This is a genomic window from Arthrobacter sp. TJ-270 (genome assembly GCF_058269075.1).
In genome coordinates, this window is sequence record NZ_JBZCNB010000010.1 from 71,029 (window position 1) to 90,262 (window position 19,234).

Sequence of the window (19,234 nt, forward strand, 5' to 3'; positions counted from 1 at the left end):
ATGCTGCTGCCAGATCCAGCACTGCAGAAGAGCGCCCGGTACAGTCGTTCTCGTGCTCATACCCCTGAAGGAAGCGGTGGCTCGCTTTAGTCAAGAACTACGCACGAGGCCGAATGCCTACGACTGGTACCGGGAATCCGCGGCCCGCTACGGTTCCGTTTCATTTGACCAACATCGCGTCGCAGCGGTCAAGCAAGGAAGACAGTGGATGGTTCTTGAGGCCGAGCTCGAAGGTGCGCTGGCTAGCTACCGCGCGTGCCAGGCGCACCTCGATCAGATGACAGTGGACTACAATTCGCGAATCCTCCACCCGGGCACAGTGCACACTGCGGGTGGTGGGTATACGGTCACGGGGACCTTCCATTTCCGTTGGAATGACATCGCGCGCGCTCTTAAGGGAAGTGGCGGTTCATGGTTTTGCAACGAGTGTTGGGCCCCTGCTGAAACCGAACACAATCGCGAGGAGTGTCATCTCTGCCGAGATTGGAACTCTTGCGGTCGTGACTGCACGCTAAGCGCAGTTCACTGCTCCGGCTGCGGAACGCATCTGATGATGTAGCGCCTTCCTGGGCCACCAGAGTTGCCGCGTCTTCGGTTCATAACCTCGTCGGACTGTCGTTAACGTCGCCGTTATGGCGGGTTACTAGGTAGGAATCGGCCTCACCCATGGCTTGAGACAGGTCTGCGAAAAAGGCTTCCCAGTTCTCTAGGAGGTCGGGGACAGTGAACACAGCTGGATCAGCTTCGAACGGACTTGATTCGCGCAAACCCTCCAGGAGCTGGTCGATATGACGAGAGCATGTGCCGCAAACTTTTATGGCCGGCAGCTCTCCCTCATCAATTACACCCAGCCCGAAGTCGTTACGGGCGGGGGAGACCACGAAACGAATAGGTGTGCGATCGCATCCAGTCAGCACGTTATCTACTAGCGGCCCCACACAGGCGACGCTATGACGGCTTGACGGCTTCGGAGGTATCAACGGCGTCTCCCATCCCTAACTAAACGTTCAGGCCCCAACATACTCGACTAATGGATGCCTCAAAGTTTTCCCGCTACCGGTTACGGGCTTCCCTCCCGCTGCTGCGCAAAGGCAGCGTGAGCGGCGAAGTACGGTGCTGTCATGGGGTTATAGGCTGAGCAGGGAAGTCCCTGCAGACTAGTTACAGCTTGTGCCGTTGGCGCAGTGGGTGCGGGTCGCAGGCTAAAGATGTAGCCCTGGTCGTTCACGGCAATGTAGCCCCACTCGAAGAGAGCGTCACACCCAAGATTGCAGACCAGCATCGCTACTGCCTGGAAGTTCCGCCGCTCCATCTCGTTGCACTGGGAGCGTGGTTTGATGTGTGCCGCTATAAGCAGGTTTATCGGCAGAGTCTTGCCGCATAAGGCACAGTCCGACTCTGTCCTGCCAGCGATGAGGTGTCGGCGAAGATAGCGCTGTTCCGCTCGCATCTTGCCGAAGGTTTCAACATCTGAGTCAGCGCCATCCCAGAAACTTGGTGGATGGCCGAGCCATCCGCCGTCCGACTCCGGAACATCCAGCTCGAGGGCGTCCAATAGACGATGGCCGTCCTCGGCGGTGATCGAAGACAGATACTTTTGAGCTGCTCCGCTACCGTCCTTGTTCAGCGGTCCCTGCTCGCCGAGCGTGATGATCGTGCCGAGTTTGCTGTAGCCCACTTCGAGACCCGTTATAAGTGGCTCAACGCGTACAAGCCAGCCGTCATCGACCTCACCGGCTCGGGCTGGATACTCAGGCGGTCGGTGATGGTGGACCCATTTCTCAACTACTGTGCTGACTGCCCGCAAAGCGCCTCGTTGGTAGTGGAACACAACATCGCCACGCCGAAGATCGTGAATCAGTCGGCGAGATTCCCTGAGGGCAGCGTTGTTCGGCCGAGGGCATGTCCATAGGGTCTTGGTCTTGATGACCTGTTCATAGTTTGTTCTTTGGTTCGCGAAGTAGAAGGCCACGCGAACAGCACAGCACAGGACAGGGGCCTCGGCTAGGAGCGGTCTGGGAGGTCGCACTGTTGTCGATGGAATCAATGACACCCAGCCTGACTCTGGGGCCCTGCATAACGGCTCTACATTTGGCGTTTCATTGGGTTCTTGTCATCTCCAACCGCATAGTCAGAAACGACCGATTCTGACACCTCAGCAGAAAGGCCCGAAGCGGCCAGGGGGACGTCGGTCACATTGCAAGTACGAAATCGATATCCGGGTATGGGCAGGCGAAGCGGGTACCGACACCTGATATGAACCTCAGATTGCGCGCAGTTGTACTTTGCGTCGAAGGTCTCCGGCACGCATTGGGCATCGATGATGTCGAAACGGGCACGTCGCATCATCGGTTCGAGAAGCCAGCGAAACGTGGATTGTTCGTCCCGGATGTGTTCTTCGAACTCTTCACGGCTCCACTCTCCGTCGACACTGTCCGACGGGCCTCAGTGCGGGTTCGATCCTGGCCACAACGTCGGTTGCATCAAGAAGTACACCCATTTAGTTGCCAGGCAGCCGAAACGTTACGACGGTTTCGCCGTCGTTGGGAAGTCGTACCCCCGTAGAGGACGCCTGAAGGAGGCTGGCCTGAAATAGTGAATCACCGTCATCGAAATTGATGACGTCATGGTCTTGCGCTAACGTTGGCGACCAACAAGTCGTCCTTGCCCCTACCCGGGGCGGGTGCAGGCCTAACGACGATGAACCGTCGAGGGAAATGAACCCCAAAATGTGCGTGTCAGGGGTGGCCCGCTGTGCAGAATTCTGCCGAGAGCATTCATCAGGCCGAAAGTACGCGCTCCGACCTTTGGTCCAAGTCAGTTCGAACCGAACCTGGACAGTTTCGGTGTCTATCGCCTGACGGCCGAACCGGCGCAATCGCCCGCCACACCTATTGCACGGAAATTCAAGGAGACTAATGACAAACCACACAGTCGAACCTGACCCGATCACGTCCCAGGAAATCTTCGCCAAGCATGAGGGTGGAAAACTTTCAGTGGTTTCAAGGTCCCCTCTGGCTTCGCGCCGAGATCTTTCCATCGCTTACACGCCAGGAGTCGCCGAAGTTTCCCGCGCGGTTGCCGCTGACCCGTCCATGGCAAAAACGCACACCTGGGCTGGCAGGCTGGTGGCCGTGATTTCGGATGGCTCAGCCGTACTGGGCCTAGGCAATATTGGACCCGCTGCCTCCCTGCCAGTCATGGAGGGCAAGTCTGCCCTCTTCAAGACCTTCGCCGACCTGGACTCTATCCCGATCGTCCTCGACACCCAGGACGTCGACGAGATCGTGCGCACCGTCAAATTGCTGCGCCCGTCCTTCGGTGCCGTGAACCTCGAGGACATCTCTGCTCCCCGTTGCTTCGAAATCGAACAGCGCCTTATCGAGGAGCTCGATATCCCGGTCATGCACGATGACCAACATGGAACGGCGGTGGTTGTCCTCGCGGCGCTGCTCAACGCGGCACAGGTGGTCGGCAAGGATCTCGAATCTTTGAACGTCGTCGTAGCCGGAGCAGGTGCGGCTGGAATCGCCATCACGGAAATCCTGCTGGCAGAAGGCATCGAGGACGTGGTGCTGCTAGACTCCCGCGGAATCATTTCGCCCGAACGTGACGACCTGAACGCCATCAAGGGCCGGTATGCAGCCCGTACGAATCCCCGCCGGTTGACGGGCGGATTGAAAGACGCTCTCCGAGGTGCAGACGTGTTCGTCGGAGTCTCCGGCGGGAAGGTCCCGGAGGAATACCTCACCGAGCTTGCCGAAGACGCAGTAGTCTTCGCTCTTGCCAACCCCGATCCTGAAATCATGCCTGACGTGGCGGCCAAGTACGCGTCAGTGGTAGCCACAGGCCGCTCCGACTTCCCGAACCAAATCAATAACGTGCTCGCATTTCCGGGCATCTTCCGTGGGGCGCTGGACGCCGGTGCTCCCAGGATCACCCAAAAAATGAAAGTCGAAGCCGCCAAAGCTATCGCAGCGATCGCACTCGCCGACGGCCTGCGCCCCGACCACATTGTGCCCTCAGCCCTAGATCCCCGGGTGGCCCAAGCCGTCGCGGACGCCGTGGCCGCATGCGCACGAGAGGGCGTAACCGTCTCGGTGTAGTACCCACACACCAGTTAGTGACGGCCGGCCGCACCCCTAAATGGCCAGGGATCATGAGAGAGTGGGGGCGAGGCCCCGCCATCTATCGCTACATTTCTGCAACCGGCCGCAGTGCCGCGATATGAAAAGCATTTCCTTCACGGTGCATGATGCCGAATTACGGGCGGCACTTTGGCCAATCGTAACTTCACGAAAGTATGTCGCGATGGGGTACACCGTGAGCAGCTGATCTGTGGCAAGAGGTCAAGACCCCATACCGACGCTGGCGTTGTGGTGCCTGGATATTATCCGGCAGGGTATCGGAGTGTCTCGAAGGGTTTGCGCTCTTCCCCTGTCGCACATTCACTGCGTTCTGTGGCGGACCGGTGACGCGAGGGGCACGGCGGATGAAGTATTCGGCCACGGCGATGTTGATGATCCACGCTGCTCCTGTAACCATGCTTTGGGCGCGAGTGTCTGGCGGGCTGGTAAGAATCTCCTGTCCGATGATGATGAGAGCCTCAGTGCCGGCGGCTATTCCAATCGCGTATGCACGGGTCATCCATGCACCGTGTCGGGCAGGGTTGGCTTGGCGAATCGCGTAGTACAAGCCCAGCGTGATGCTCAAGATCATTGAGAAGCCGATGGCTGACCGCAGAATGAGCAGGATGACGTCGGTATCTCCTGGGTGGTAGTAGAAGATGGCCATCCACACTCCAGATAACGCGGCCACCAGCCCGGCGAGAACCAGTATGTGTCCAGCGACCCGATGCCAGTTCCGCCCGCGTAGTGAGGGGACGAACTGTAACGCGCCCAGTAGTGAATACACGGTCCCACTGATGATGTGAAGGAACACCGGGACAGGAGAGTCGAAGAACCGCTCATTCTGCGGTGTGATTTCCGCACCACCTGCCAACTCGGTGAGACGAACTGCCCCGCCCAGTGTGGGGATGAGGCTGAGCAGTATCAGCCCGGTGGGAATAAGCCAGAGCGTAGGCTTGCGCCTCGTTCGAGGGCGGTTGGTTTCAGATGTTACCGGTCCGGTGCTGCGTTTCGGGACAGGTTGCCTAGGCCAGCTCATAGCAGTTCACGCATCGTGTCGGGCTGAGCGTAGAAGCGACGGTCGTCGGCGAGCCTGAGTCCTTGGATGGTGGCAGAAAATTCACTAAGTGACCTGCACATCCAATCGAGTGCGTCGAGGTCGTCCTTGTCGTGCACTGGCTCCTGACGTATCCGTTCGAGCGCCACTGTGGCATTGTCGAGGCAATCAGCGACTGATCGAAGAGCGCCAAAGTGCTGGTCACTATTTTCGTTCTGCGTCATTCGGGTACTTCTCGATCGCCACAAGTGATCCGCCGCGGAGCTCACAGAGGCGATGGGAACGCTCACCGGGTTGTAGGCACTCATCGCAGCGCAGTTCTCTAATGTCCTCGTGCGAGGAGGCGGCCGCGAAGGCGGTGAAGGTGAGGCATGATGCCGTAGATCACGATGGGCACCGCGACGGTGGCCAGGACGAAGGTACGCAGGACAGGGTGCAGCATTTCCAGCCAGTGTCCGAAGGCAAGGTTGATGGTTGTCAGTGTGGGGAAGACGGCTAGCCAAATCATCAGGGCCAGTTGGTGTTTGGTCGGCGGTGTAGGCCGGTGGGTCGCAGTGGGGGTGGACATCAGTACTCCTGGACGGTCTTTGGGTGGTGGATCGAAGGGGCGGGCAAGAAATCGAAGCTTCGTTGGTCAGATGCCCCGATTGAAGTTGCGGACGGCGTCTCGGACGTCGGCCTCGATTAGGTCGGCGTTGATGGCCATGGCGGCAGCGGATCCTTCACCGGCGGCGGTGATGACCTGCGCACGCGGGTTAGCGACGTTGCCCGCTACCCAGAGGCCGGGAACAGTGGTGAGACCGGTGCTGTCCTTGACGGGCCATCCTGCTTCGTCAGTCTCGCAACCGATGCCGGTCAGGAGGCTGTTGTTCGGAACGAAGCGTGGCGGCACGAACAACGCGTCACGGCGGATGACGCGGCCATCATCCAATTCGACCCCGAGTAGGCGGTCATTCTCTGTGACAACCCGTTTCACAGTTCCTTCGACGATCCCGATGGCCCGGGCCACCAGTTGGGAGCGCTGAAGGACAGTGAGGGACCCGACCGGAGCGAACAGGACTAAATCTTGGGTCCATTGTCGAACGATCTGTGCGTAGCGCACCGTGTCGGGGGAACTGCCCAGGACCCCAAACTGCTGGTCGCGGACCTCATAGCCGTGACAGTACGGACAATGCAGAACATCACGCGCCCACCGGTCGCTGAGGCCTTCAACGTCGGGCAGTTCATCGCGCAGGCCGGTGGCCACAAGCAGGCGCCGTGCGGCAACACGCCGACCGCCGGAGAGCAGTACCTGGAACCCGTCTTGGCCACACCGGACCAATTCCGTGGAAGTTGCCTCGAGGATTTCTCCACCGTAGCCCTTCACCTCGGCCCGACCGATGGCAAGGAGCTCGGCTGGCGGCAGACCGTCTTGAGATAAGAATCCGTGCATGTGTGAAGCCGGGGAGTTCCTTGGCACACCGGAATCGACCACGAGAACCTTACGGCGAGCTCTGGATAAAACCAGTGCTGCCGACAATCCGGCGGCACTGCCACCGATGATCACTACGTCATAATTGCTCATAACTCCAGAGTGCCCACGCACTCCGGGTCCGCCAACGAACGTTGCTGTTTCCGGGAATTCGGGGTCCGATGGACCCTGTGGGTGATTGGATGGCACTGTGGATGACCAGACAACGGCGATTGAGGCAACACTTGACCACATCGGCGCCCGACTGAAACAACTGCGCACCCGGCGCGGTGTCACCCTGACCAGCCTTTCGGCCGCTACCGGTATCTCCAAGAGCACGCTCTCCCGGCTTGAGACAGGGCAGCGGCGTGCGAGCCTGGAACTCCTCCTTCCCCTGGCCTTAGCGTTCCACGTGCCACTGGATGAGCTGGTCGGTGCACCGGAGGTCGGAGACCCGCGCATCCGTCTGAAACCCGCCAACGCAAATGGGCGAACTGTGATCCCGCTGACCCGCCAACCAGGAGGCATGCAGGCGTGGAAAATCATCATTCCCACCTCCAAGTCCACCCCTGAACTGAAAACCCATGAAGGCTACGAATGGCTGTACGTCCTCTCGGGCCGCATGCGTCTGGTCCTCGGAGATCATGACCTGGTTTTGGGTCCGGGAGAGGTAGCTGAATTCGACACTCACGTACCTCACTGGTTCGGCAGCACTGGTGAACGGCCGGCGGAAGTCCTCAGTGTGTTCGGTGGGCAGGGTGAGCGGATGCACGTCCGCGCTAAGTCCACAAGAGATAAAGCCGAGTAACGCGCACGACGCGACAGGCCACTCGTGAAAGTTCAGAACCGACGCGGGATCCGCCAGGAACGTCATCATTATGAGTTGTAGAGGCTAAGATCCGCCCTTTTCGCTTGCGACGGCCCAGCGATCGAGTCCCGGTGCGGGTTGTCAAAGCAAACTGATTCCACCTCAGCGAACTGGTAAGTCTCTGTGCCGAGGTCGAGCATTCCCGCACGGTCCATAGTTGCTGGCGTTGGCTCATCACTTACGATCCCTCCGGCATGGATGACGTGGCCCGCCCGTTGAGGCTTGCGGTGAATCGCCGGCGGGGAGTACCTGGCGTTGCCCACAGAGCGTTGCCATCCATCTTCCGATTGTGAGCATCGTGCGGGTCTTGCCGTCCCAGTTTTGGCAACGAAACTTAACCGCGTCTTCAAGGCAGCGCACCCTCTGTATATGAGCTTCACACCTGTGCAGCTTGTAGAACTAGGAGAATGCCATGACATCCCCTGCAACAACCGAGCCCGACCCAATTGCGGCATCGGCCACGTCGACCAGCCAAACGTTTTCCCTCCCCCGTCTCTACCTGCTGCGCGCGGGTTACCTGTTCATGGCCCTCGGCCTGGCAATCACCCGGTGGCCGCTCCTGATCGGGCATGACTCGTCCTTGGCGCTGATGGAAGGTGTGGTGTTGTGCATGCTCGTTGCGCTGTCACTGCTGTTCTTCCTAGGTGTCCGCTACCCGGTGCAGATGATCCCGCTCCTGCTGTTTGAGCTGGTGTGGAAGGTGATTTGGCTCAGCACAGTAGCGCTGCCGCTCTGGCTCGGCGGTGACGACCTCAACGGCGCCACCGCCAGTGTGGCCATCAACTGCTCCTTGCTCGTGATTGTCCTCATCATCCTTCCCTGGCGATACATGGTCCGGCAGTACGTAACCAAGCGCGGTGACCGCTGGCTGTCGGGCGGCAAGGTAGGAACACGATGAGTAACGCCACTGTGGATGCGATAAGTGACCTAATGGGTAGCCGAGCAGTCATCACCGGCGCCAATAGCGGCTCGGGCCTGCAAGCCGTCGCCGGGCAGAAGCGATTGTTGCTAGCTCAAGGTGAGATGTAGCGCTGGGGTACACCCTCAGCAGCTGATCTGTGGCAGAAGGATATGACCTCAGATCGGCAATTGGTGTACCCGCGACGACCTTGACCACTTCCGGCCTCTCTAAGCAGGTGTCCAGTGGAGGGTGGACTTGGAACGCATATTGGTGTGAATGCACATACAGCCAGGACTGTTCAGGGGGTGAACGTGCGTCGGCAAGTAGGTCGGGCGGCAACCCGGTCGCTGCCAGGTCACTGCCGAAGGGTCGCGCTTATTTGCCGAGGGTGGTTAGTAGCGGGCTCATACGGTAGGGGATGGGTTGGCGAAGGAACATGCTTGTTCTGGTTCGCAGGATTCCTGGGCAAAGACGTATTTCCTCTGACACCCGATACAGGTCGTCCGGGTCCCGTGCCACGACTCGGCAGAGGAGGTCTGTCTCTCCTGCCGGGGCGAGGCATTCGATGATTTCCGGGATGGCTCGTAGTCCGTCTACTGCGACGTTGATCCGGTGTTGGTCGAGTTCGGCTGCTACATGGGCGGAGATTCCCATGCCGAGGGCTGCTGGATCGATACGTACGCTGTGAGACCTGAGTACTCCTAGCCGCTCGTACCGTTCGAGGCGGGCTTGGACCGTTCCGCGGGCCAGTCCTGTGCGATGCGCAATTGCGAGGATGGTCATTCTGGGATCGGCGTCCAGCGCCTCGAGGACTGCGCGGTCGATCGCGTCTCGGATGGGGCGGTCCGTTTTGTCGACGACCATGAGGGTCTCCTCGTTCTGCGCGGTCAGGATGACCAGTGTTGTCGGTCAAATTGTGTCTGGCGTGGTCAGGTTGACTACCTTCTACTTCAACTGTTGCACAGACATTCGAGTTTACGGCTTCATTAGTGACAGAACGCCCCGGAGGTTGAAGCTCTCTCCTGGGTTTCGGGAAGCACCCGAGGAGCACACCTCCTGCTCGGTTGCTGGAAGTGTGCTCCTATGAGGAGTTACTGTCCGCCCGCTGCGTCATCCCTGCTGCGGTCTCCCACTAAACCAGCTCACATCCCGCGCGCCCGGCACGCGGGATGTGAGTTGTTTTCCAGGCCCCGCAGGCTTCTTCGGTCAGTGCCAGCCCTAGCATCAGGCGGCAGAAACCATATCAACGAGGCGTCCGTCGACGAGGTTGACCGATCCGTGCATGCTGGGCAGGTGTACGAGATCGTGGGTCACGAGCAGGGTTGAGGTGTTCAGTTCGTCGGTAAGGCGCAGGATCAGTTCGATGATGCTGGCACCGCGTTCCTGGTCTAGAGCGCTCGTGGGCTCATCGACAAGGAGAACACTGGGATCGTTCATCAGTGCCCGGGCGATATTGATGCGCTGGCGTTGCCCGCCAGAGAGCTGGTGGGGCCGCTTGTCGCCTTGATCAGCGAGGCCTACCGTTTCCAGAAGATCACCAGCGCGGGTGATGGCCTGTGCGCGATTGCTCCTGCTATGCCGTATGCCCAGTTCGTTCATGACGACCAGTTGTTCCCGCGCAGTGAGAGAGGGAACAAGGTTGGACTGCTGGAAGACGATGCCGATGCTGTTGCGCCGTAGTTCTGTAGCCTCGTTCTGGGTCAATTGGGTGGCGTCGACGTCGTTGATGAGGACCTGCCCGGAGGTTGGCCGGATGAGTGTTGCCGCGACCGCGAGGAGACTGGACTTCCCGGATCCGCTGGGGCCGGTGATGCCGGTGACCGTTCCTGGGTGGCCAGCGAGGTTCACGTGGTCGACGGCGGTGATGGTGCTGTCCCCATCGGGGAAGGTCAGGGTGATGTTGTTCAGGCGGATCATCGGTTACTTCCTAGGGCAGTGAGGGGGTCGGCGGAGGTGACAGAGCGCAGGGCGAACGCTGCCCCGGCCAGTCCGAGCACGATCATGATGAAGCCCGGAAGGGCTGTTGTGAGTGGGCTGAGCAGGAACGGCAGCGCGGAACCGGCGAGAGTGCCCAGGAGCGCGACTATCCCCAGGCCGAGGCCTATTCCCAGGAGCAGCACGATGAGTGCTTGTCCGAGGGCGTCCCGGATGAGGGAACGGGTGCTTGCTCCGAGTGCTTTGAGGACCGCGATGTCAGCCTTTCTCTGCATCGTCCACACGGTGAAGAACGCTCCGATGACCAGTCCGGAGATACCGAACAGCATGCCGACCATGAGCAGGAGGGAGCCGATTTCGGACCGGAACGAGCTCAGGGCGGTCAGGGAGGCGAGGGTGGTTTTGGAGATGGTGGCATGGGCGCTGTCGGCGGCAGCCCAGTCAGGTTCGCCGGTAACGGTGAGGACGGTGGCGTAGGCATCGGGATTGCCGGTGGTTGCTGAGTATGACTGCCAGTCGTGCAGGGTCATCCGGATGACGGGGGTGTGGCTGTACCAGTCATCTCCGCTGATCGTCTCAACGATGTATGGGGTACCTGCAATCGTGACGCTGTCACCGGTCACCACCTGGAGGTCTTTCGCTGCAGGCTCTGACAGTGACAGGAGCCCGTCCCCAGCGGGAGCGGCGGCATCAAATCCCGGTTCAACTCCGAACACGGCTACCGCCGCACGGGCGGTGCCGGTCTCGGCGCGGGTCTGGCTGATCCCCACCGGTTCGGCTGTACTGACGCCTGCCGTTGCCGCCCAGGAACGGGCCTGCTGCTCGGTCACAGTCGAGTCGGAGAACGTCGGCTCAGCACCGTTGTTCAGGGTTGAGAAGACGATCCGGTCTGCAGGGAGGGCGAGGACTGCCGAGATGTTCTGGGTGGCTAGGCCACCGGTGAGGCCGCTGAGGAAACCGACAAGGACAGTGATGAGAGCAACGACGGAACCGATAAGGACGAATCGTCCCCGGGCGAAGCGAAGATCGCGTAACGCGACGAACATGGTGTTTTCCCTTTCCTGCCACCGGATTCGGTGACAGGTTTAACTCTTCCGTTTCGGGGCTGCTCGTTCATCGGTCTCCCGATTGCTTTCTGCTGATCGAAGGGATGGTTCCCTGGTCGTACTTTCGAACGATGAGCCGGCCCTGTTGCGGGCGTAGCATTCAGATCATGGCCCACACTGCTTTGACCCCGGTTTTCCGGGGCCTCCGCACCGGCCTGCATGCCCTGTTCATCGTCCTGGCCGTCGTGGTCCTCGCCCGGGCCGTGATTGTCCCGTCTGACGCCAGTGCGCTCATCATCGTCCTGACGGTCGTCCTGATAGGGGTGTATTGCCTCGGGGCCGTAGTGCTTCGACCTGCTCGCCCAGTACCGAATGCGCTGGCGTCGGCCTGGTTGGGTGTCCTGTCCGTGGTGTGGCTTGTCCTGTTGGTGCTCAGCCCTGATGCCGCGTATTTGGCCTTTGCCTTGTTCTTTCTCTACCTGCACTTGCTAGGCAGGAGGTGGGGAACAGCGGCAATCATAGTGTCGACCCTCGTCGTGGTCTGCGCTTTGGGCATCCACAGCGGCTGGACCGTTGGCGGTGTCGTCGGTCCCTTTGTCGGCGCAGGGGTGGCCCTGCTGATCGGACTTGGCTATCAGGCCCTCGCCCGTGAGGCGGAGCAGCGAGAAGCACTCGTCAAAGAGCTGCTGGAGACACGAGATCAGCTCGCCGCGACCGAGCACGAAGCAGGAGTACTCGCAGAGCGTGCCCGTCTGGCACGGGAGATCCATGACACCGTCGCGCAGGGGCTCTCCAGTATCCAGATGCTGCTGCACGCAGCCGAGCGACTAAACCTGAACCGGCCCGGAGTCGAACACATCCAGCTGGCGCGCGAAACTGCTGCCGCGAGCCTCGCTGACACGCGCCGGTTCATCCGGGAGCTGACCCCACCAAACCTGGACGACGACGGGCTGGGAGGTGCCCTGCGCAGGCTCGCCACCACCCAATGGGCTGCCCAGGGCCTCCAGGTGCGGGTGCGCGTATCGGACACGGTCGTCCTGCCGATGCACTTACAGACCGCGTTGCTACGGATAGCCCAAGGAGCAATCGCGAACGTCCTGCAACACGCGAACGCGACCACCGCCACGATCTCACTCGCTATTGATGACAGCGTTCTGCGGTTCACGATCCTCGACGACGGGACAGGATTTGACCCACAAGCACTCACACAGGAACACACGTCAGATTCCTTCGGACTTCAAGCCACCGAGGAGCGCGTGCAACAGCTCGGCGGAACTCTAACCCTTGACGCTGCCACTGGGCGCGGAACCCGTCTCACTGTCGAACTCTCACTTCAGGACGCAGCATGATTAGGCTCGTTATTGCCGATGATCACCCCATCGTCCGCGCCGGCCTGATCGCCCTTTTCAGCCTCGAGGACGACCTCGACGTGATCGCCGAGGTGGCCTCCCCCGACGAAGCTGTAGCTGCCGCGGAGCGGGACAGTCCCGACGTCGTTCTCATGGACCTCCAATTCGGAGCCCGAGCGACCTCCACCGGCGCTGATGCCACACGGCGCATCAGATCCCTCGAAGCCCCTCCCTACGTTCTGGTACTGACGAACTACGACTCTGACGCTGACATTCTCGGCGCCGTCGAAGCCGGCGCCAGCGGCTACCTTCTCAAGGACGCTCCACCCCACGAACTGGTAGCCGCGGTCAGGGCTGCTGCCGCCGGCGAAAGCGCACTCGCCCCCGTCATCACCTCCCGGCTCCTCAACCGCCTCCGCGCCCCGGGTATCAGCCTCAGTACTCGTGAAATCGAGGTACTCGAGCTCGTCAGCACAGGACACTCGAACAATGAGATCGCTGTAAGCCTCCACATCAGCGAACCCACCGTGAAATCACACCTCTCCCACATCTTCTCCAAACTCGACGTCACATCCCGCACCGCCGCCGTCGCCACCGCTCGTACCAAAGGGATCCTGCGTTAGCTCGTCCAACCGGACCCCACAATCGATCGATCTCGGTGCGGGCTTTTACAAAGTCGAGAGCATGTTGCGTTAGGGCACACCCACACGCAACACGCCGCAGCCAACATATCTGCGTGGCGTTAGGGTCTTCTAGCGACTTTTGCAACGAATATGTGCAGACATCTAGGCCCTTCGCCCCAACACGAGCTCGTCGTCGGCGTCCTTTCGTAGGTTCAGCCTCCGATGTACTCCCCGGTTACTGGATCAACAGTGCCGACTTCTATGCCTTCACATTGGGAGCGACCGGCGTCTGTGGTTGGCTCGTAGCGCAGACAGAAGGCCTCGTAGTAAGGCATTCCGTTTTGCAGTGCGGCCAGTGCTTCCTCGTACGTGAATTTTTGCTCCGAGTCAGCTTCAGGGCTGTCTGTTGGTGCTGGGGGAGTCGTCGTTTCGGGTTCTGCACTCGGGGCCTGGGTAGCTTGCACGGAGGGCATAGTCCCGCCTGGCGTCATCGGAATCTCTTCCCCCAGTCCGTTGGGTTGAATGGTGATGCCCGTGATTCGTCCTGGCAATTCGGTGGTAGTCGAGGCGAGCCAACCGGTAGAAACCTCAAGCTTGGAAGCATTGGTGCCGTTCAGGTACTGGTTGTGAAGGGTAGTAGACCGCCTGCTGAGGTCATCTCCTACAGGCTCCTCGAGCACCGTACCGTCCGTCAGGGTGTAGCCGTACTTGCCTTCCACGCCACCGAGAGCATCGGTGTAGTGCGGGCCCCAGTCAGCCACGTGGTACACAGAAAGGTCCTGGAACTCGTAGGCGGTTCCGTCCTCATCGTAGATAGTGACAAGGTAGACGGACACGTCCTCGGTCCCCTTCCTGTTATCGATGCCGACGTGCGCGTAGCTGATCGGCGGAATGCGTAAGTCTTCGCGTAATTGCTCCACATCGCTCGGTCCCTCTGCGGGAATTTCCACTGTCAGTTCCGCCCCGTAGGACGTTGTGGCTGTAAATGATTGGCCTAGCTCATACGTGGCCGGGGTTTCCTCGGCTGAAGCAGATGGGGAAGGATCGACCGCCGTGGTGGGCGGCGCTTCTGCCTCAGAGCCTGTGGAACAACCATTCAGGAGAAGCGTGATTGCTATGGCGAGGCCGGGGAGGGCGGTAGTGGGACGCATAAGAGTTCTCCGTTACATGGGTTCTGAGACTAAATGTAGGAGTAGGCGGTGACATTTCAGCTGGCCGGATAGGTGGTAACCCACTGTTTGGCCTCGAGGTTGGCAATTCGTCGGTACAGGGTGGCTCTCGACATGCCAAGGTCGCGGGCGACGTGGGAAGCGGGTTTACCCTGCTCGATGAGGCGGCGGGCGTTGGCGATCTGGCTGTCACTGAAAGTCGGACGTCGTCCGCCGAGGTCTAAGCCGGCGGTGCGGCGTTTGGTGTTGGAGTCGTTGACGCGTTCGCGTTTGATCTCGAGCTCCATCTGCGCGAGGGCAGCCATGACGGTGAAGACCATGGATCCCATGGGTGTGCCAGTGTCGACGTTCCCGCCGCCGAGGTTCAGGACTCGCAGGTTCACCTTCTGAGCTCGAAGTTCATCGGCCAGGGCGAGCATGTTGGAAGTGGAGCGGCCGAGGCGATCGAGGGTGGTGACGATCAGGGTGTCACCTTCATGCAGTGCGTCGAGGGCTTTGTCGAACTGGGGCCGTCGCGCATGAGCACCGCTGACGCCGTGGTCGATGTACAGGTCATCGCGGCGGACGCCGGCGGAGAGTAAATCGGCAACTTGCCGATCGGTGTCCTGGACGCGCGTCGATACCCGCGCGTACCCGATGAGCTTGCCCATGCGGCTCCTCTATGTCGATTGCTCCCATAATTGTCTCGCAACCTACTTCTCAGTCACGACTAGATACCCCACTTAGGAGACAGGGTAGCAAGACATAGAGGGAGTCGTAGTGGCAGGGGAGTGGGGTTGTCTCGTCCTAGTGTTTTGCAACCCTACGTTGGCCTCAAGGGGTCGTCGCAACACCTATTTGATGAGGTGTTGCTATGGGAGGAAATCAGGCTTCGAGGAATCGACAGGATCGGTTCTGGGAGCTCCTCCGGCAGGGCTACACCGCCGGGGCAGCGTGTGAGGCTGTGGAGGTGCATAGGACTCAGGGCTATCGGGGGATCAAAGCAGCTGGAGGCCGGTTCCCTGTTGCGGAGCGGCCTCGCTCGGGTAGGTATCTGGGCCAGGACGACCGGTTGAAGATCGCGGACCTGCGCCTGACCGGCGCGGGCGTTCGTCATATCGCCAGGGAACTCGGCCGGGCACCATCGACGATTTCCAGGGAGCTGCGCCGGAACAGCAGGCCTGGTACTGGCGCTTACCGTCCTTACGCGGCGCAGAAACGGTGTGATCAGCGAGCCTGCAGGCCCAAGCCCGGCAAGCTCACCGACGCCCGGTTGGTCGCTGTGGTCGAGGAACGATTGCGGAAGAACTGGTCGCCGCAACAAGTCAGCGATGACCTGAACCGGGTGTTTGCGGGGCGGGAGGAAATGCAGGTGTCCCACGAAACGATCTACCAGTCTCTGTTCGTCCAGGGCCGCGGGCACCTTCGCGCTGACCTGCATAAACACCTTCGAACGGGCCGGGCTGCACGTCAGCCCCGCGGCCTGCACTTTACCTCGAAAGGGCGCATCAGGGACAAGATCCTGATCAGTGAGCGTCCCGCTGAAGCCTCCGACAGGGCAGTGCCTGGGCATTGGGAAGGTGATCTCATCGTCGGGTCCGCGTCAGGTTCTGCGATCGGCACCCTTGTTGAGCGAACCACCCGCTATTTGATGCTGGTGCACCTACCGGACGGGCACAGTGCGGAGAACGTCCGGGACGGCCTCGTCGCCACGATCAGCACACTGCCGGCGCACCTACGCCGTTCACTCACCTGGGATCAAGGCACCGAAATGGCCCGCCACCGCGAGGTCACCGTCGCGACTGACATGGCAATCTTCTTCTGCGACCCCCACTCGCCGTGGCAGCGCGGGTCGAATGAAAACACGAACGGGCTGCTGCGCCAGTACTTCCCGAAGGGCACCAACCTCAACGCACACAGCCCCGAACACCTCCTCGACGTCGCCACCGAACTCAACCAGCGACCCCGCAGAACCCTCGACGGCATCACGCCCGCCGCAGCACTCGAAAAGCTACTCTTAGACCCATCGAAACCGTCTGTTGCGACGACCATCTGAAACCGCCCTACGATTGCGAGACGTTGGAGTATGCCACTGATCTGCGAAACCTGCTGGCGTCACATACCGGATCTCCCGCATCTGCCGTGTCGGATACATGGGCGTGAGGATGTTGAGAGTTAGCGCTAGCCTCAGTAGGTGGATTCGATAGCAGCGCCAAAGCAGGACCGATCAATGGGCTGGATGATTACGGCCATCTTGGTCCTAATTGCTGTAGCTGCATGGACGCTTCTCTTCCTGCCTTCCAAGTTGTACCCATCCGAAGCATTCGAGAAGGTCATTGTTTCCGCCCCGTGCGTAGAGGCTGCACAATCGGACTCACCGACGGATTCATTCAACCCCAACGGGCTGATCCCGTTCCCACTCAAGTCCTCTTCTCAAGTAACTATCGTTGACGGTGAATGTGCGGATCCGGCATCCGCCGGATTGCGGGTACAAGCCGCAAGTGCAGCGGCAGCGGCTCAAAATGGTGTGCGACAGGCATTAGGTGTCGTGGTGGCTGCGCTCCTTGCGACCGGCGCGGCTGCCGCGGGGGTGCGGATAAACAACAAGACCGTCCGCCAGGCGAAGCGACACCATGACGAAATTCAAGAGCGTGCTCGCTTGACCGCTAACGATGACCGCTTCTCGGCGGCGGTGAAGCACCTTGGGGATTCGGCAGCCCCTGTTCGAGTTGGCGCACTTCACTCATTGCATAGGCTCGCCCTGTCAGAACCCGAGCGGCTAAGCACGATACTGGAAGTCTTTTGCGCGTATCTCCGGCAACCATTCCATCACCCCGATCTTGATCGGGATATCGGCGACACGTCACCTCTACCCTTCGGTAAGACCGGGTGGGTTCCGCCCGATGGGACTGCACGTGACGCTCGCGATGCAGAACGAGAAGTTCGCCGTACATGCGCCGAGCTCCTGCCAGAGCTGCTACCAAGTGCCGAAAGTGTGCGAGGGGGACATCAGTCACCTCCGTTTCTAAGGTTGTCTAGAGCAAATTTGGACGACCTAGTGATCGCGGACAAAGGCTTCAGCTTGGACTTAACGAACACGTACTTCGGTAGGAAATTATCGTTGAGCGGTTGCTACGTCGATGGTGACTTGACAGGGATCGACGCGTCTCTCGGGTCCTGCACCATGCAGCGATGCGAGGTGAGCGGTGAAATATTCTTCGAGGATGTGACCGCGACATCGCTCTACTTTTCCGAGGTTATGACAACCAGCCTGATTCTTAATGGCTCGAAATCCTTGCAAAGTATGTCTTTCTCCCGATGCCTCATGGAGATGCTCGATATTAGCGCGTGCATCACTAGAAACTTGTCGCTTGATGAGACGACCATGGGCAACCTCGCAACCCTTTCGCTGGATGAAATCCGAGTTCGGAAAGACGGTTTCGGCATACGTCTACCCGCCGGGGTGCAACGAGTTGCTCTCACCAACGACACGGATCACTTTGGTCTGGAGGTAGAGCCGCAGTCGACAGCAATTACTCGCTGATGAAGGTTCCAGTCGTTGACGCGCGTGGTGTAAGAACCTGAAGAGCGTCACGTCAGCCAGATAGGATGGCTGCGTCCCCGTCGAGATGGGAACTGTGAGGCCCTGAAGAACCCTGACCAGTCGGCCTCACAGTATTTCTGTTGGTTTCAGTCGAGTCAGAGTGAGCGCACTGGTTCGTTATCGGAGCGTTCAAATTCCCCATTGATATTCCCTGGTTGGCCGTCAGCTCTGCGAACTGTCCGTCGTGCCGTTATCGTGTGCTGCGGGAAAGGTCTCCACCGCTTTGCGGTTGGATGCGCGGCGGCGGCCGGCGGCCCCGTTTTCGAGTCCGAGCTTCTTTAGTTCGTCGGTGCTCCAGCCGTCTTTGGTTGCCCGGACGTAGGCGCGCTTGTCTTCGCGTTCCGCTTCGGCTAGCTGTTCTTTGAGGTCAGCTACGCGCTGCCTGGCTTTGACCAGGGCGGTGATGGATTCGATGCGTGAGTCGAGGAGTGCGCGTGCTTGTTGTTGTGTTTGTTCGATGCTGATGTTTCCCATGGTTCAACCCTATCTGTGTCGATTCTGGTGGTCCGCTATTGCCAAGGCATGGGTGTGTTTCTTCGTTCACTGGGAAGTGGTAGGTGCGCGTTGCGTGGATCGTTGAACCATTCGTCGACGTCGGCCATGTCGTAACGGACTGCTTTGCGTCCGAGATTGTAGAACGGCGGTCCGATCTCCCGGCGCCTCCATGAGGCCAGCGCCATCATGCTGATGCCGTATTTCTGAGCCACCTGGCGTGGCGTCACTAACCCATACATCGCTCGTCTCGCTTTCATCTTTGCCACCGTTCCTTTCGGCAACGCCGTCATCACTTGGCCGCGAAGTGAATTGGCAAGTTGGAGTCGGGGGACCGTGGAATACCGGAGGGAGCGAAGCGAGTGAGGATATGCCGCGAAAGCCGCCGGCGGAGACTTGCCAAGAGAAGGGCGGACAGTACCTTCAACAGCCGAAACGGAACGGCGCAGCCGTCATGTCATCTGAGGCGCGGAGCGCCTCATCAGAAGTTTGAAGACCCCACCCTCCACAAAACGTCGGGCGACAAGGAAGACGGAGCCCTGGCGGAGCAAGGAAGACGGAGCCCTGGCGGAGCAAGGAAGACGGAGCCCTGGCGGAGCAAGGAAGACGGAGCCCTGGCGGAGCAAGGAAGAAC

General features: G+C 60.0%; 19 protein-coding genes. 7 read left to right on the top strand and 12 right to left on the bottom strand.

The features are described from left to right. Positions 1 to 1,060: 1,060 nt before the first annotated feature. Entirely contained in the window at positions 1,061 to 1,678 is a 618-nt protein-coding gene (locus tag AC4D2M_RS15775) for an HNH endonuclease (protein WP_490892845.1), read from the bottom strand. A 1,240-nt stretch (positions 1,679 to 2,918) separates the two neighbouring features. Between AC4D2M_RS15775 and AC4D2M_RS15780 the strand changes: the two genes are divergently transcribed. Beyond that, positions 2,919 to 4,106, top strand: a complete 1,188-nt coding sequence (locus tag AC4D2M_RS15780) for an NAD(P)-dependent malic enzyme (protein ID WP_490892846.1) — start codon at positions 2,919 to 2,921, stop codon at positions 4,104 to 4,106. Between the two features lie 187 nt (positions 4,107 to 4,293). On the opposite strand, the gene AC4D2M_RS15785 is transcribed toward AC4D2M_RS15780, so the two are convergent. The 4 genes from AC4D2M_RS15785 to AC4D2M_RS15800 all read right to left on the bottom strand — a co-directional run bounded on the left by AC4D2M_RS15785 (position 4,294) and on the right by AC4D2M_RS15800 (position 6,748). Further along, complete coding sequence (locus AC4D2M_RS15785; RefSeq protein WP_490892847.1) at positions 4,294 to 5,166, bottom strand: DUF2306 domain-containing protein; 873 nt, start codon at positions 5,164 to 5,166, stop codon at positions 4,294 to 4,296. Next, entirely contained in the window at positions 5,163 to 5,408 is a 246-nt protein-coding gene (locus AC4D2M_RS15790; RefSeq protein WP_490892848.1) for a hypothetical protein, read from the bottom strand. The genes AC4D2M_RS15785 and AC4D2M_RS15790 overlap by 4 nt, the downstream gene beginning before the upstream one ends. A gap of 98 nt (positions 5,409 to 5,506) precedes the next feature. Beyond that, a complete protein-coding gene (locus AC4D2M_RS15795; RefSeq protein WP_490892849.1) occupies positions 5,507 to 5,752 on the bottom strand; it encodes a putative antibiotic biosynthesis monooxygenase in 246 nt (81 codons plus the stop codon). 66 nt (positions 5,753 to 5,818) lie between these two features. After that, positions 5,819 to 6,748 (bottom strand): NAD(P)/FAD-dependent oxidoreductase, encoded by a 930-nt coding sequence (locus AC4D2M_RS15800; RefSeq protein WP_490892850.1) that lies wholly within the window; start codon positions 6,746 to 6,748, stop codon positions 5,819 to 5,821. A 97-nt stretch (positions 6,749 to 6,845) separates the two neighbouring features. Between AC4D2M_RS15800 and AC4D2M_RS15805 the strand changes: the two genes are divergently transcribed. Together AC4D2M_RS15805 and AC4D2M_RS15810 are read left to right on the top strand one after the other, a co-directional pair. Next, positions 6,846 to 7,442 carry a helix-turn-helix domain-containing protein gene (locus AC4D2M_RS15805; protein WP_490892851.1) on the top strand — a complete coding sequence of 199 codons (597 nt, stop codon included), beginning with the start codon at positions 6,846 to 6,848 and terminating at the stop codon, positions 7,440 to 7,442. A gap of 472 nt (positions 7,443 to 7,914) precedes the next feature. Then, the gene (locus AC4D2M_RS15810) at positions 7,915 to 8,400 is read left to right on the top strand and encodes a hypothetical protein (protein ID WP_490892852.1); all 486 of its coding nucleotides are present in this window, start codon (positions 7,915 to 7,917) and stop codon (positions 8,398 to 8,400) included. Positions 8,401 to 8,778: 378 nt separating this feature from the next. Here the strand turns inward: AC4D2M_RS15810 and AC4D2M_RS15815 are convergent, their stop codons facing one another. From AC4D2M_RS15815 to AC4D2M_RS15825, 3 genes are all read right to left on the bottom strand, one after another. Further along, complete coding sequence (locus tag AC4D2M_RS15815; protein ID WP_490892853.1) at positions 8,779 to 9,267, bottom strand: Lrp/AsnC family transcriptional regulator; 489 nt, start codon at positions 9,265 to 9,267, stop codon at positions 8,779 to 8,781. 360 nt (positions 9,268 to 9,627) lie between these two features. Further along, entirely contained in the window at positions 9,628 to 10,320 is a 693-nt protein-coding gene (locus tag AC4D2M_RS15820; protein ID WP_490892854.1) for an ABC transporter ATP-binding protein, read from the bottom strand. Continuing rightward, the gene (locus AC4D2M_RS15825; RefSeq protein WP_490892855.1) at positions 10,317 to 11,384 is read right to left on the bottom strand and encodes an FtsX-like permease family protein; all 1,068 of its coding nucleotides are present in this window, start codon (positions 11,382 to 11,384) and stop codon (positions 10,317 to 10,319) included. The genes AC4D2M_RS15820 and AC4D2M_RS15825 overlap by 4 nt, the downstream gene beginning before the upstream one ends. A 167-nt stretch (positions 11,385 to 11,551) precedes the next feature. Here AC4D2M_RS15825 and AC4D2M_RS15830 point away from each other — a divergent pair, with 167 nt between their 5' ends. Then, on the top strand, positions 11,552 to 12,733 hold the full coding sequence (locus tag AC4D2M_RS15830) for a sensor histidine kinase (RefSeq protein WP_490892856.1): 1,182 nt from the start codon (positions 11,552 to 11,554) through the stop codon (positions 12,731 to 12,733). Then, positions 12,730 to 13,356 carry a response regulator transcription factor gene (locus AC4D2M_RS15835; RefSeq protein WP_490892857.1) on the top strand — a complete coding sequence of 209 codons (627 nt, stop codon included), beginning with the start codon at positions 12,730 to 12,732 and terminating at the stop codon, positions 13,354 to 13,356. The genes AC4D2M_RS15830 and AC4D2M_RS15835 overlap by 4 nt, the downstream gene beginning before the upstream one ends. Before the next feature lie 212 nt (positions 13,357 to 13,568). On the opposite strand, the gene AC4D2M_RS15840 is transcribed toward AC4D2M_RS15835, so the two are convergent. Then, positions 13,569 to 14,507 (bottom strand): hypothetical protein, encoded by a 939-nt coding sequence (locus tag AC4D2M_RS15840; RefSeq protein WP_490892858.1) that lies wholly within the window; start codon positions 14,505 to 14,507, stop codon positions 13,569 to 13,571. A gap of 56 nt (positions 14,508 to 14,563) precedes the next feature. Further along, positions 14,564 to 15,175: a recombinase family protein gene (locus AC4D2M_RS15845; RefSeq protein ID WP_490892859.1), complete on the bottom strand. Its 612-nt coding sequence runs from the start codon at positions 15,173 to 15,175 to the stop codon at positions 14,564 to 14,566. A gap of 203 nt (positions 15,176 to 15,378) precedes the next feature. Between AC4D2M_RS15845 and AC4D2M_RS15850 the strand changes: the two genes are divergently transcribed. After that, positions 15,379 to 16,560 carry an IS30 family transposase gene (locus AC4D2M_RS15850; protein ID WP_490892860.1) on the top strand — a complete coding sequence of 394 codons (1,182 nt, stop codon included), beginning with the start codon at positions 15,379 to 15,381 and terminating at the stop codon, positions 16,558 to 16,560. 138 nt (positions 16,561 to 16,698) lie between these two features. After that, positions 16,699 to 18,048: a hypothetical protein gene (locus AC4D2M_RS15855; protein ID WP_490892861.1), complete on the top strand. Its 1,350-nt coding sequence runs from the start codon at positions 16,699 to 16,701 to the stop codon at positions 18,046 to 18,048. Between the two features lie 222 nt (positions 18,049 to 18,270). Here AC4D2M_RS15855 and AC4D2M_RS15860 read toward each other — a convergent pair whose 3' ends face one another. Continuing rightward, complete coding sequence (locus AC4D2M_RS15860; RefSeq protein ID WP_490892862.1) at positions 18,271 to 18,582, bottom strand: hypothetical protein; 312 nt, start codon at positions 18,580 to 18,582, stop codon at positions 18,271 to 18,273. Positions 18,583 to 18,617: 35 nt separating this feature from the next. Continuing rightward, positions 18,618 to 18,869 carry a helix-turn-helix transcriptional regulator gene (locus tag AC4D2M_RS15865; RefSeq protein WP_490892863.1) on the bottom strand — a complete coding sequence of 84 codons (252 nt, stop codon included), beginning with the start codon at positions 18,867 to 18,869 and terminating at the stop codon, positions 18,618 to 18,620. Positions 18,870 to 19,234 lie beyond the last annotated feature (365 nt).

Excerpts from the sequence above, each read along its gene's own strand:
- AC4D2M_RS15780 (WP_490892846.1), top strand. The coding sequence starts at position 2,919 with ATGACAAACCACACAGTCGAACCTGACCCGATCACGTCCCAGGAAATC.
- AC4D2M_RS15785 (WP_490892847.1), bottom strand. The coding sequence starts at position 5,166 with ATGAGCTGGCCTAGGCAACCTGTCCCGAAACGCAGCACCGGACCGGTA.
- AC4D2M_RS15790 (WP_490892848.1), bottom strand. The coding sequence starts at position 5,408 with ATGACGCAGAACGAAAATAGTGACCAGCACTTTGGCGCTCTTCGATCA.
- AC4D2M_RS15795 (WP_490892849.1), bottom strand. The coding sequence starts at position 5,752 with ATGTCCACCCCCACTGCGACCCACCGGCCTACACCGCCGACCAAACAC.
- AC4D2M_RS15800 (WP_490892850.1), bottom strand. The coding sequence starts at position 6,748 with ATGAGCAATTATGACGTAGTGATCATCGGTGGCAGTGCCGCCGGATTG.
- AC4D2M_RS15810 (WP_490892852.1), top strand. The coding sequence starts at position 7,915 with ATGACATCCCCTGCAACAACCGAGCCCGACCCAATTGCGGCATCGGCC.
- AC4D2M_RS15815 (WP_490892853.1), bottom strand. The coding sequence starts at position 9,267 with ATGGTCGTCGACAAAACGGACCGCCCCATCCGAGACGCGATCGACCGC.
- AC4D2M_RS15820 (WP_490892854.1), bottom strand. The coding sequence starts at position 10,320 with ATGATCCGCCTGAACAACATCACCCTGACCTTCCCCGATGGGGACAGC.
- AC4D2M_RS15825 (WP_490892855.1), bottom strand. The coding sequence starts at position 11,384 with ATGTTCGTCGCGTTACGCGATCTTCGCTTCGCCCGGGGACGATTCGTC.
- AC4D2M_RS15830 (WP_490892856.1), top strand. The coding sequence starts at position 11,552 with ATGGCCCACACTGCTTTGACCCCGGTTTTCCGGGGCCTCCGCACCGGC.
- AC4D2M_RS15835 (WP_490892857.1), top strand. The coding sequence starts at position 12,730 with ATGATTAGGCTCGTTATTGCCGATGATCACCCCATCGTCCGCGCCGGC.
- AC4D2M_RS15840 (WP_490892858.1), bottom strand. The coding sequence starts at position 14,507 with ATGCGTCCCACTACCGCCCTCCCCGGCCTCGCCATAGCAATCACGCTT.
- AC4D2M_RS15845 (WP_490892859.1), bottom strand. The coding sequence starts at position 15,175 with ATGGGCAAGCTCATCGGGTACGCGCGGGTATCGACGCGCGTCCAGGAC.
- AC4D2M_RS15850 (WP_490892860.1), top strand. The coding sequence starts at position 15,379 with ATGGGAGGAAATCAGGCTTCGAGGAATCGACAGGATCGGTTCTGGGAG.
- AC4D2M_RS15860 (WP_490892862.1), bottom strand. The coding sequence starts at position 18,582 with ATGGGAAACATCAGCATCGAACAAACACAACAACAAGCACGCGCACTC.